The following is a 12,844-nucleotide window of genomic DNA, read 5'->3' on the forward strand; positions in this document are numbered from 1 at the left end:
TAAATTACAAGATTTATTATTCGCTAACGTAAACGTAGAAGTTTCCCTGAGCGGGTATCCACTGAATTATCTTTTAGCGATCGGATTTTTACTACATATATATAGGAACTGGTACCGGAAGTGAACCCGCCATGACGTATGGTTGGAATTGTTTGTCTGATAACAGACTCACTGTTATAATATTGCCATTGATAAGATCCGAGCGTTTGTCCGGAGTTAAGCAATATACTAAAAACAATTTCTACATCATCATCGGCTCTGCTCTGATTCAATTCAAATGAAAGATCCTGATCAAAAGGGTTTGGATAAACGGTCAAGCTATTTAGTTTTATCCCGGTTGGTAAACCTACTTGAAATCGGAACGTTAATTCTGAAGAGTTAGTATACGTATCCCAGACTTTAATACGAATAGTATAATTTCCCGGAGCAAGATTTTCAAATGGATAACGGACCATCCCATTTTTAAAATTATCAAGATCCGCAGTATAGTAGTCATTTAAGATCAAAGTCAATGTATCGTTGAGCGTTATCGTTATATCATGTCCAATACCAGCTTTTGACAGATTAATCCCATTTTCGTCACTTAACTTTAAAAATAAAACTGACGATCCACTCACTTTATCTCCATCATGAAAGTCGGTGGAATTAAGATAAGCTGATATTTTTGGCGGCGTGTTATCCACTAATAATGCCGCACTTCCGCCAACAAGAACATCAAGCTGAGCCGATGCATCTGTCAAACTATCCTCACTCAAAGCGTAAACATTAACCCTGCCCGTTCCGGTACGGTAATCTATATCTTTGGGCATTACAAATTCGCAAATAAATTGTCCATCTTTCACACGTACATTTCCGTCAAAAAGCTTACTTCTATATTCGTTGTAAGTCTCTATATCGCCTTCATTTCCCAGCGTCCGGAAGCTTGTCTGTTTGTCATAAATAATTACCCTGGCGGTACCCTGAAATGTTTTATCAATTGAGTTCTCATTTCCAATTTTTCCATTTAAAACAACCTTTTCCAGCGCCCGCAAAGTATCCGGAAAAACATTCCAAAAAACCTTTTTTTCAGCCCTGGCCAATTTCATGGACGGATCTCCCAACAATGTAAAATTCCGGTTCAGACTTCCAGCCAGACTTGCATTTTTGGTCATCCTGAAAATTTCACCCATTCTTCCGTTAACACCGGCTTTGATCAAGGACTCATAAAAGGCTTTGTTGATGGTAAAATTGGTACTGGAATAGACAGGTCTTGTTGTACTGACTGCCCCTATGGCAGCACCACGCGGACTTAGCACCATTAACTCGGCACCTGAAATCAAACCCGGATCATCATATCTTCCAAAGTCGCAGGTGGCGGTGATCAGCAATGGTAAATTATCATATCCACGAGCCGTCTGCATTTCAGATAAAGTTAAAACCTGTTCCTCAGCCCAACCGCTTGTACCGCCGTGTCCCGTATAGTTCAGGATCAGGGTTCCGTCATTAATACTTTTTTTGATTTCAGCATTTACAGCAGGCACTTTTTGTCCCTGGCTTGTGGTCGTTTGAGGATAAGCATCCAGAAAAATCCTGCCTGATAAAAATTCAGTCTGCGTCATTTTTGCAAGCGCGTCCGCATGTTCCTGATGAATATTTCCATCCCCATCGTCGGCAACAAATTTGATCGTATTTTGCCAGTTTCCATGCGACTTCGGTGAAGAGGCGTAATGGATCAGTTTGTCAACAATAATTTTGGCCTCATCGGCAGATTTTACAGGAAACCTTCCTATACCAATTTCAATTGAATAATCTCCCGCATTTGTCTCGATCCAGTCTCCTTCGTCATCTTCCAAAAAGCCGAAATAGTCATCAGAAGAATACGTATAAACCGGATTTAATGACTCGCGGCTTTCATAAACCGGCACCCAGTTATTTCGCTGGTCTTGTGACTGATTTTGCAAAAGGTTTTTATAATCATAAGTGGCATCACCAAACAGGAGAAGATATTTCAACTTTTCCGGATCATTTTTAAAAAGCAGCCGAACAAAATCACGCACCGCAGAAACGTCAGTTTTCCCGCCTGAGAATTCATTGTAGATCTGATCCGTTGTCACCAACAAAGTTTCCAACCCATCATTTTCACTTCTGAAGTCTGCCAGCCTTTTGGCTTCTGTTTCAAAAGCTTTTGCAGTGATAATTAATAAGTCAGGAGTAGGGTATTTTTGCAGATTCTGGTTTGAAATCCACTGCCAGAAAACCGGTGATTTAGCCTGTGAGGTTGTAAACCCAATATACTGGTTTAATTTCTTCGATTTATTTTCTGTTAATGTGTAGGTATTATTTCCATTATCTTTCAATACCGAAGCCGTAATCAGTGCCGGATCAGAAATATTCCACCAGTTCCAATCAGCAGGAACATTTTGAATCTGGTAAGAAATAGTATCCCTTGTATTTGGTATAAATCTGTAAAATTGTTGTTTATCATAAGCACGTAAAAGTCTTTTTACTTGTAAGCCTATATAATCAAGATAAGCCTGGGCCGAACTTTGCCCGTTTTTATTATATGTTACTCCAACCGTTGTCGTCGCTCCGGGATTTGCTGCCGCGGTTAAAACAAATTTACTTTTCGCTTGTTGCGCTTTTATGTCATAAGTACCTGCTCCTACAACGCCAACCGAAGATTCCCCAGCATTTTGTCCATTTAATTGCCACTGAAATTTAGTAGAAACCTGCGCTGTCCCGATGGCGGACGTGAGCATGATGATATTGGAAGAGGGAATAATATCAGGCAAATCAGCGGACAAAGTAAAAGTGGACGATGTGCCAACATATTCACCCCACCAGTCGCGACCGGATCTTAACAAATTAACAGATTCCGATTCGTGAAACCAGTAATCGTCGTATTGATTAATAAGCGATTGATTTGTGACTGAAAGTGAAGGTTTATTCTGAATTCTTAAACCATTTCCATTTCCATAGGTCAGGAAATAAAAAGTAGTATCGGAATAAATATTGATCTGATGGTAAAAATTAGCTTTTGCTGAATCATAGGAAATAACATTTGGACCTTCGGCATAAAAATAAATGGCATCCGCAGCATCAAATTTCCCATCCTCTTCGCCTTTGACCATAATCGCATTCTGGATCAGATCTTTGTTTCGTTTTCCACTATTTTTTTGTGGTAAAATGCTACCTCCGTTTCCGTAGATTTTTATTTGATTGGGTACCAAAGTTGAAATATCCACTCCCATGGATTTAAGCAGACTGGCATCTATTTTATAAACGCCGCTTTCGGTGATTGAAAGTTTCAGCCAGTTACCCGTCGACAAAACAGATGATTCCTGAGCATTTACCTGAAAAGTCAACAGCAAAAAAATCCAGCAGAAAAGTGCCGGATAACAAATTTGCCCTGAATTTTTAACAAGCTTCGACCAATGCATGAGCTGGAATTGTGTAACGGCGTTGAGAAGCTTTATCAATACATAAAACTCTTGTGCGTCGCAGGGAGCCTTTGACAAACTGTCTGTTATGAAAAACGAAATTGCTGCCTTCGGTGAGATGGATCAAAGCAACTTTATTCGGATTGAGTGAATGATCGTCGTATTTTTTTATTGAATTATATAAAATATGATCTCCGCTTGTAGATGCCTTTGGGTTTTTCGCATATTTCAAAAGCGGTTCAAGAATATCAGCCGGAAAAATCTTATCGTTCATTACCGGTATCAGCAAAATTTCGAATTCTCTTTTCCATTCCAAACCATGTGGCGCCACGCGTTTTCTCCCACGACTTTTCGTTTGGGTATACACGACGTGATGTGCAACCTCATGCAGATACGTAATCAGAAAATTATATGGATTGAGATTTTTATTGACAGTAATTCTTGGAACATATCCCGGTTTAACCGTATAATCGCCTAAGCGGCTTTGACGCGGACGAGACAGAAAAAAATCAAATTTGTAAATTTTGTGCAGATGATCACAGTAGGCATAAGCTAATTCCGGAACGTATGCCTCAAAGGATATTTTCTTTTCCATACCCCAAATAAAAAAAGAAAAGCCTTATAAATAAGGCTTTTCAATAACTTTCAAAAAAAGCTCAATGATTATTTCACTGAATCAGCTTTAACTGAATCTGTTGCAACAGAATCAACAGCTACAGTATCAACCATAGGAGTTTCAACAGTTACAGCAGTAGAATCAGCTGCTTCTTCTTTTGGCTTGCTAGTACAAGACGCGAATGCTACCATTCCGGCAACAAATGCAAATGCTACGAATTTTTTCATTTCTTGGGTGTAATTAAGGTTCGATACAAAGATAGCATGATAAGTATCAATAATCCCAATGTTTTGGATTGTATTTTTCCAAGAACTTAAAATTTCCTTAGAAAATAATGAAACCCCTTCCTTTAGTACAAAATATTACCCCTTCAGTCTAGTAAACCTTTTCCATTTGGAGGTTAAACATTTTTACGCTGGCCGCAACCTCGGAAAGCAGGTTTTGGTTTTGTTCTATTCCATTACCTACCACAATAACATCGGCACCGGCCTGCATTGCGATCAAGGCTTTCTCACTGGAATTAATTCCGCCACCAACAATAATAGGCGTATCAACCGAAGCCCTGACGGCTTCAATGATCTCGGCCGAAACAGGATACAGGGCTCCGCTACCGGCGTCAAGAAATATATTTTTCAAACCCAATAACTCGCCGGCCATTGCAGTACATGCTGCAATTCCGGGTTTGTCACTTGGAAGAGGTATTGTATTGCTGATATAGGAAACTGTCGTCAACTTTCCGCTTTCAACGAGCATATAACCCGTTGGAAGCACTTCAAGACCACTTTTCTTTAACATAGGTGCCGCAATAACATGCTGTCCTATAAGGAAATCCGGGTTTCTGCCTGAGATGAGGGAAAGAAAAAGTATGGCATCCGCAGACTGATCAATATGCAGGCCATTTCCCGGGAATAGAATCGTTGGGATGTTTGTATGTTTTTTTATAGCCAGAATAAGCTGGTCAATGGCATAATTGGTTATCAGGCTGCCACCGACAAAGAAAAAATCTACTTCGTTCTCCACAGCCTGCCCCAAAAAATCAGGGAACGTAGCCAGATCCACTTTATCAGGATCCAGGAGTACTGCAAAAGATTTCCTTTTTTCTTCTTTTCTGGTTGAAAGGAGGTCTGCTATTTTATGATTTGTTATTTTCATCCGATTCGTGATCATCTGCAATAAAATTCTGTAGCTTTTTGCGAGCCCACCCTATAGCCAATGTCCAAACTAAGCTTTGTACGGCTTCCCCTACCGCAAATTTGCTTTTCCTTTTTGGAACCGTTTGATAATAAACTGGTCTAACAGGCTCAGCAAGTTCAATATTTTCTTTCTTTTTGGCATCAGGAAGTATTGCTTCGAGCAATAAATATGTCGTAACTACTACGCCTCCTATGATTAAAGCCTGTTTTCCATAGCCGGACGCATCTTGTTTAAGATTGTCCCACTGCGACTCAAGCTTGCCTCTGTAAAGGTCTGCTTCTTTAAGCAAATCCTCTTTTTCCGTTTCTGTATCTGACGAAAATGGTTTCGTCAATTGTACGGTTGAATCTATTGGTGAACTACTCATATCTTTAGCTTAAATTAAAAATATTGTGCAGAGATTACCATAACAGAATCCAAAAATAGCAATTCCATTTGGAAAAGATCATTCTGGATACCATTTAACGATGGTTAATCTTCTTTAATTTGGACAAAACGAATGATAATATTACGTAGAAAGCCTATCAGCTTTGTTCTGAATGTGATTACCAGTATCAGTTTCAAAACAAAAAACCCTAATAAAATAAGATATCCCAAATAATCACTGTCCAGCCATTTATTCAAAAATGTGCCCAGCAAAATAACAATCAGGATCAGAACGACTAATACAATACTGAGGACAAGCAGTGCATAAACACCAGTGACGGCGGCACGTTCTATCTTGTCCCGTGTCTCTATCTTAAACAGATCGATTCTTGTTTCGAAATATTTAAAAAGAGTCTCCTTTATTTCTTCGAGTTGACTAAACATAGGCGTGTAGTTTGCAAAACATACGGTTTGGTTTTGATTAGTTTTTAAACACTAATCTAAAAACATACCAAGGACAGCAGATACTACAGAAACCACAAAACCAAAGATAAGTGCAGATATAAATCCACTTATAGCAAATCCATCAACGAAATAGCTCGCCAGATAGATTATGAATACATTTATTACGAAATAGAAAAGCCCGAGTGTAAGAATTGTGATAGGTAATGCCAGGATTTGCAGCACTGGCTTAAGAAATGTGTTTAAAAGTCCCAGCACGATGGCTACCACAAAAGCGGTTGTCCAGCCATTCACTGTTACACCAGGAACGAAGTGGGCGGCAGCATAAATGGCCAATGTACTGATTAGAAGGCGTATTAATAAATTCATATAGCTTTTAGTTATTATGAGTGACGGCTACGAAGTACGCTAATTACCTCGTCTAAGTCAATGTTTTTTTGTTCTAAAAGCACCAGAAGGTGAAAAAGTAAGTCACTGACCTCACCTTTGAAGAGATCATCATCATTGTCTTTTGCTTCAATCACAACTTCAACGGCCTCTTCCCCAACTTTCTGAGCAATTTTATTGATTCCCAGTTTAAACAAACTGCTGGTATAAGAACTATCTGACGGATGTAACTTTCTGTCACGAATTGTATCTTTTTGCAGGTAATTTAAAAACGCGGCTTCCCCGATCCGTGAATTTCGGTTATTTTTTTCCCCAAAGCAGGTATCATCCCCAGTATGGCAAGTTGGCCCGGCCGGCGACGCCTTGATCAGGATTGTATCTCCGTCACAGTCAGCGAGAATCTCTTTTACGAAAAGAAAATTATTGGAAGTTTCGCCCTTTGTCCACAGACGCTGTTTGCTTCTGCTGAAAAATGTAACCGTGCCATCTTCCTGTGTTTTTTCGAAAGCTTCGCGGTTCATATAACCCAGCATCAAAACAACGGAAGTGTCAGCATCCTGGATGACAGCCGGCACAAGGCCGTCTGCTGATTTTGCAAAATCTATGGTTGAAAGTTCGTTAGTCATTTGTATTGATTATTATAAAATTTGAGCTGTCATCGACAGCAGTGAATCTATTTTGTCATGCGCATCGGAAGCGCTTTATTTTGTAAATATTGCTTCAAATCAGGAATATCTATTTCCCGGAAGTGAAAAATACTGGCTGCTAGTCCGGCATCTGCTTTTCCTTCTGTGAAAACATCATAAAAATGCTCCATATTTCCTGCTCCTCCGGAAGCAATGACAGGAATGTTTGCATTGGCCGAAATTGTTGAAGTCAATTCCAGTGCGAACCCGTCTTTAGTACCGTCGGTATCCATGGAAGTTAACAAAAGTTCTCCCGCACCACGGTCTTCAACTTCCTTTGCCCAGGGAATAGTGCGAAGTTCGGTAGATTTTCGACCGCCATGTGTGTGAACGATATGTTCAAAAACACCTTCGCTTGTTTCGACATATCTGGTATCAATAGCAACCACAATACATTGACTTCCAAATTCCAGGGCAAGTTCATTGATCAGATCTGGATTCCGAACAGCTGATGAATTGATCGAAACTTTATCTGCACCGGCATGTAACAAAGCCGAAACATCGGCGATGGAGGAAATTCCCCCGCCAACAGTAAAGGGTATATTGATGGTATGCGCTACCCTCCGAACCAGGTCGATAAACGTGGAGCGTCCTTCGACCGTAGCTGCAATATCCAGATAAACCAGTTCATCCGCGCCCTGAGCTGCGTACATCGCACCCAGCTCTACTGCATCACCGGCGTCACGGAGATTTACAAAATTTACTCCTTTTACTGTCCGTCCGTCTTTTACATCCAGACAGGGTATAATGCGTTTTGTCAGCATAATTTTAAGCTATAAATCGTTGTAAATCTACCAGACTGATGCGGTTTTCGTAAATCGCTTTTCCAATAATTACGCCGTAAATATTCATTTCTGCAAGTTTTTCAACATCAGCCAATCCGCTGATTCCGCCGCTGGCAATGATATTCAGGTCCGGGCATTTGTCTTGCAAATTTTTATACAGATCAAAAGAAGGTCCTTGTAAAAGTCCGTCTTTGGCTACATCCGTACTGATTGCATACTTCACGCCTTTGTCCACATACTCTTCAACAAAATCATAAACCCATAATTCTGTTCCTTCTTCCCAGCCACTTACGGCTACTTTTTCATTTTTGGCATCAGCACCTAAAATGATTTTTTCGCCTCCGTAACTATCCAGCCAGCTTTTGAATAAATCCGGCTGTTTAACTGCTACGCTTCCGCCGGTTACCTGTTTTGCGCCGCTTTCAAATACGATACGAATATCTTCTTCGGATTGAACACCGCCGCCAAAATCAATATGCAGGGAAGTCTGGGAAGCTATTTTTTCCAAAACTTTCCAGTTGATCACTTTTTTTGCTTTGGCGCCGTCCAGGTCAACAAGATGTAACCTGGTCAGGCCTGAATCCTGGAATTCCAGGGCTACTTCCAGTGGGTTTTCGTTGTATATAATTTTTTTTCCATAATCGCCCTGCGTTAATCTTACGCATTTTCCTTCGATCATGTCTATGGCTGGAATTATCTGGATCATGTTTTTGTGTCGTAATGGTATCGTTATTTCTAAATCCACGAATCCGGATGTCCGGAATTCTGAATCCCCGGATTTCCATCCCGGATCCCCCAGGCCGTTGACCCGGGCTAAGATATGACGGCCTTTCAGGCCTGGTTGGTTAGAGTTTCAGGAAATTTTCGAGTATTTTTTGTCCGATGTCGCCGCTTATCTCGCAGTGAAATTGCGCTGCGTGGAAATTGTCTTTGTGTAACATGGCACTGAACGGATTGATATAATCGCAGGTCGCTACCGTGTATTCGCAAACGGGTGCGGCATAACTATGAACGAAATAAACATAGGCATTATCAATCAGATCTTTCGTAAGTGCTGACTTGTAATTCGTAATATTATTCCAACCCATGTGTGGCACTTTGATTCCTGGTGTAGCCGGAAAACGTTTAACATCTACGTCAAAAATTCCCATGCAAGTTGTGTTATTTTCTTCCGAAAAACGGCACATTAACTGCATTCCGACACAGGTCCCCAAGACAGGTTGTGTTAAAGATGGAATAAGTTTATCCAAACCCTTTTCTTTAAGGTAACTCATCGTTGTACTGGCTTCGCCGACGCCCGGAAAAATTACCTTATCCGCTGAACGAATTTCTTCTTCGTTGTCTGTGTACAAATAATCAATACCAATCCGGTCGAGCGCATACATTACCGACTGCACATTTCCTGCATTGTATTTGATAATAACGGTTTTCATTCGCTTAGAATTAAGATTTTAGCCGGATGGATTTTAAAATTTTTGACGAAACCAGTAAAGTTAAATTTATATCTCAAAAATAAAGCCCGATTCGGTTTAGGAATCGGGCTTTTGGGATACTATGTATTCAACCTTATTACAACACTACTTGCAAAAACACATCACCCAAGACGCCCGGAAACCAAATGGTTTTGATGAAAATGATGATATGTTTCAGCTCTTAACATGCTGCAAATATAAGAAAACTTTGTTAGAGAATAGAACAATTTATGCAAATTATCCGCAGAAAAACGCGAAGAAATTGTATGGCCGATTTTAAGGAATGTACTTACTTTTGTCTTGTCAATATCAAATAATAATTAACTGCCTGATATATTTTAAATTACGCGCCGGCCAAATCCTGATTCATGAATCTAAAATCCATATTCCACACTTCGCTTTACAATTCCTACGAATCATTTAAGGAGAACACATTATCAAATCGCCGGTTTAAACAGACTTTGGTTAATACTTTAATTGATAAACGAATAGGAAATCCGGCTTATGAAATTAAAAAAGCCGGAGAATCTTTTGAAGGCAGACCGATACATTATATAAAAACCGGAACAGGTCCCCGTAAAATTTTACTATGGACACAGATGCATGGTGACGAAGCTACGGCAACCATGGCTTGCTTTGACATTCTCAATTTCCTGGAAGCTAAAAATGATGAATTTGATGAAATCAGGAAATTAATTCTATCCCAAACAACTTTATATTTTGTACCCATGTTAAATCCCGATGGAGCTGAACGCTTCCAGCGGCGTAATGCACAAAATATTGATATCAACCGCGACGCATTACAATTACAAGCACCGGAATCAAGGATATTAAAGGAATTACAACAAAGTCTGCAACCGGAATTCGGTTTCAATTTACACGATAAAAATCCACGTTATTCTGTTGGCAATACTTCCAAACTTGCTACAATTTCTTTTCTGGCTACGGCTTATGATCAGGAAAGGAATGTAAATGCGGTGCGAGAAAAAGCTATTCAGGTTATTTCGGGTATGAACCGGATGTTACAAAATTATATCCCTGACGCTGTTGGCCGCTGGAATGAAGATTTTGAACCGCGTGCTTTTGGTGATAATATTCAAAAATGGGGTACAACTTTAATTCTTATCGAATCGGGTGGATATGTGGGCGATCCGGAAAAACAATATATCCGTAAGCTGAATTTCATGTCAATTCTGACGGCTCTGGATTCTATTGCTGACAATTCTTACACGCTGGAAGGCCGGGAAGATTATTATAAATTACCCGAAAACAGTCGCTACATTTTTGATTTTCTGATCCGGAATGCAACTGTCAGCGAAGATGGAAAAAGTTATCAGACCGATTTGGGAATTGATCGTACAGAAGTAAATTATGATAACGCTACGAAATTTTTCTATCGGAGTACAATCGAAGATTACGGAGATCTATCTATTTATTTCGGTAATGAGGAATTTGATGCGACAGGTTACCTATTAGAAAAAGGAAAAACACTTGCCGTTTCCTATTCAGAAATCAGCCAGCTTGATAAATTTGATCCCTGGGAATTGCTCAAAGAAGGATATACCTATATTAAAACAGATCTGACATCTGACGGATTATTTTTCACTAATCTACCTTTGCATATATTGATGGATAAACCAGCCCCCACCTCCGCACCGACTTTTGAAGACATTGCAACTTTTATTTTAACAAAAAACGGGGTGGTGGAATATGCGGTGGTGAATGGGTTTTTATACAATCTGTCTGGGGAAGTTCCTGCTTTTTATAATGGAGTGATAGAATGAAGGTCACGCAAAGAAGAGAAGAAAAGGGTAAAGAACGCAAAAAAACTTAGCGATCTTTACCCTTTATCTTTGCGGCATTGCGTGAAAAAAATATGAAAATGAAAGCACTCTTATCTTTATTTCTCTTCTTAATAACAACATCATCTTATTCACAATCAATTGAGATTGCTGAAAAGCTCATGAAATCCCATGACAGGTATAAGGAGAAATCACTGACCAACCGAAGGTTCAAGCATAAGGATATTCAGCTTTTAATCACAAAAAGAAGCACCCTGAAATCTTATGAAGTTTCGAAAGTGGGCGAATCTTTTGAAGGGAGAAGCATTACGATGCTCAAAGTTGGAAATGGCCCGCATAAAATCATGGCCTGGTCGCAGATGCATGGCGATGAACCAACAGCCACCATGGCCACTTTTGACATTTTCAACTTTCTGGAAGCGAAAGGTGACGGTTTTGACAAATTGAGAAAAACCATTCTGGATAGCACCACCATTTATTTTATCCCGATGCTCAACCCCGATGGCGCAGAAAGATATCAACGAAGAAATGCCCAGGGATTTGATCTGAACCGCGATGCCGTTTTCCTTCAGGCACCGGAAGCAAAAATCCTGAAAGACCTTCAAAATAATATTAAACCTGAATTTGGCTTCAACCTTCATGACCAAAGTCCGAGATATTCTGTCGGAAGATCTGAGAAAAAAGCAACAATTTCATTTCTTGCCACGGCTTATGACTATCCGAGGTCTATCAATTCTGTTAGGGAAAAATCCATGCAGATGATTATAAACATGAACCGGAATCTCCAAAAGTTTATTCCGGGACAGGTCGGTCGTTACTCAGACGATCATGAACCTCGTGCTTTCGGTGACAATTTTCAGAAATGGGGCACGACGTTAATCCTCGTAGAATCTGGCGGATATGCGGGAGATCCCGAAAAACAATATATCCGGAAGCTGAATTTCATGACACTTCTGACAGCCTTTGAAACAATTTCACTTAAAACTTACGCAAAAGAAAATAAAGATCAATACGAAGATATTCCTGAAAATGGCCGTTCACTTTTTGACCTCGTCGTTCGTGGCGCGACTATCAAAAAAGGTGGAAAATCATTTCTTTCTGATCTTGGAATTAACAGAAATGAAGTTAATTATTCCAACGCCGAAAAGTATTTTTACTCTGGTAAAGTAGAAGAATATGGAGACTTATCCACCGTTTTCGGAACAGAAGAAATAAATGCATCCGGCTTGGTTCTGGAAAATGGTAAAGTGTATCCAACTACAATTAGTACAAAGGACGAATTGAAAAAATTAAGTGCCAAAGAACTCTTTAAGCAGGGATACACTTATGTCAAACTTACCGGTCCGGACAAGGAAAAAGCATCACTTCCCTCCGTTTATGATCAACCGTTCCATTTGCTGAGGAATGGAAAAAACGCTCCGTCTGTTACACCGGAAATAGGAAGTTTTGGTACATTTTTATTGAAGAAAAATGACGTGGTCAGATATGCTGTCGTCAACGGATTTGTTTACGACATGGAAAATTTCAAGGTTTTTAGTGGAAATGGGGTTATTGAATAGTTTATAATTCTCTTTCTGACAATAACTCATTTTCCTTTAATACTTCACGTCGAAGAAATACCACAAACCGTGTAAATAATTGATTTACAGATATTT

At 39.8% G+C, this 12,844-nt stretch carries 13 protein-coding genes; 2 read left to right on the forward strand and 11 right to left on the reverse strand.

Annotated features, from left to right (window positions below):
- Positions 1-23: 23 nt before the first annotated feature.
- The 11 genes from porU to hisH form a co-directional block, all read right to left on the reverse strand.
- The gene (gene porU / locus LXL81_RS17785; protein ID WP_234648123.1) at positions 24-3,419 is read right to left on the reverse strand and encodes a type IX secretion system sortase PorU; all 3,396 of its coding nucleotides are present in this window, start codon (positions 3,417-3,419) and stop codon (positions 24-26) included.
- Positions 3,397-4,014 carry a hypothetical protein gene (locus LXL81_RS17790; protein WP_234648124.1) on the reverse strand — a complete coding sequence of 206 codons (618 nt, stop codon included), beginning with the start codon at positions 4,012-4,014 and terminating at the stop codon, positions 3,397-3,399. The genes porU and LXL81_RS17790 overlap by 23 nt, the downstream gene beginning before the upstream one ends.
- A gap of 68 nt (positions 4,015-4,082) precedes the next feature.
- Positions 4,083-4,262 (reverse strand): hypothetical protein, encoded by a 180-nt coding sequence (locus LXL81_RS17795; protein ID WP_194123757.1) that lies wholly within the window; start codon positions 4,260-4,262, stop codon positions 4,083-4,085.
- 148 nt (positions 4,263-4,410) lie between these two features.
- Positions 4,411-5,187, reverse strand: coding sequence for a geranylgeranylglyceryl/heptaprenylglyceryl phosphate synthase (locus LXL81_RS17800; protein WP_234648125.1), 777 nt, complete (start codon positions 5,185-5,187; stop codon positions 4,411-4,413).
- Positions 5,168-5,596, reverse strand: coding sequence for a hypothetical protein (locus LXL81_RS17805; protein ID WP_234648126.1), 429 nt, complete (start codon positions 5,594-5,596; stop codon positions 5,168-5,170). Before LXL81_RS17805 ends, LXL81_RS17800 begins: the two co-directional genes overlap by 20 nt.
- 104 nt (positions 5,597-5,700) lie before the next feature.
- Complete coding sequence (locus tag LXL81_RS17810) at positions 5,701-6,039, reverse strand: phage holin family protein (RefSeq protein WP_234648127.1); 339 nt, start codon at positions 6,037-6,039, stop codon at positions 5,701-5,703.
- Between the two features lie 51 nt (positions 6,040-6,090).
- Positions 6,091-6,426, reverse strand: a complete 336-nt coding sequence (locus LXL81_RS17815; RefSeq protein ID WP_234648128.1) for a phage holin family protein — start codon at positions 6,424-6,426, stop codon at positions 6,091-6,093.
- Between the two features lie 14 nt (positions 6,427-6,440).
- Entirely contained in the window at positions 6,441-7,070 is a 630-nt protein-coding gene (gene hisIE, locus LXL81_RS17820; protein WP_234648129.1) for a bifunctional phosphoribosyl-AMP cyclohydrolase/phosphoribosyl-ATP diphosphatase HisIE, read from the reverse strand.
- 47 nt (positions 7,071-7,117) lie between these two features.
- Positions 7,118-7,894, reverse strand: coding sequence for an imidazole glycerol phosphate synthase subunit HisF (gene hisF / locus LXL81_RS17825; protein WP_234648130.1), 777 nt, complete (start codon positions 7,892-7,894; stop codon positions 7,118-7,120).
- 4 nt (positions 7,895-7,898) lie between these two features.
- Positions 7,899-8,621: a 1-(5-phosphoribosyl)-5-[(5-phosphoribosylamino)methylideneamino]imidazole-4-carboxamide isomerase gene (gene hisA, locus LXL81_RS17830; protein WP_234648131.1), complete on the reverse strand. Its 723-nt coding sequence runs from the start codon at positions 8,619-8,621 to the stop codon at positions 7,899-7,901.
- Positions 8,622-8,760: 139 nt separating this feature from the next.
- A complete protein-coding gene (hisH, locus tag LXL81_RS17835) occupies positions 8,761-9,348 on the reverse strand; it encodes an imidazole glycerol phosphate synthase subunit HisH (protein ID WP_234648132.1) in 588 nt (195 codons plus the stop codon).
- A gap of 407 nt (positions 9,349-9,755) precedes the next feature.
- On the opposite strand from hisH, the gene LXL81_RS17840 reads away from it, so the two are divergent.
- Both LXL81_RS17840 and LXL81_RS17845 read left to right on the forward strand, forming a co-directional pair.
- Positions 9,756-11,171 carry a M14 family zinc carboxypeptidase gene (locus tag LXL81_RS17840; protein ID WP_234648133.1) on the forward strand — a complete coding sequence of 472 codons (1,416 nt, stop codon included), beginning with the start codon at positions 9,756-9,758 and terminating at the stop codon, positions 11,169-11,171.
- A gap of 98 nt (positions 11,172-11,269) precedes the next feature.
- The gene (locus LXL81_RS17845; RefSeq protein WP_234648134.1) at positions 11,270-12,748 is read left to right on the forward strand and encodes a M14 family zinc carboxypeptidase; all 1,479 of its coding nucleotides are present in this window, start codon (positions 11,270-11,272) and stop codon (positions 12,746-12,748) included.
- Positions 12,749-12,844 lie beyond the last annotated feature (96 nt).

The sequence above is a fragment of the Dyadobacter sp. CY356 genome (genome assembly GCF_021440195.1).
Lineage (GTDB): Bacteria > Bacteroidota > Bacteroidia > Cytophagales > Spirosomataceae > Dyadobacter.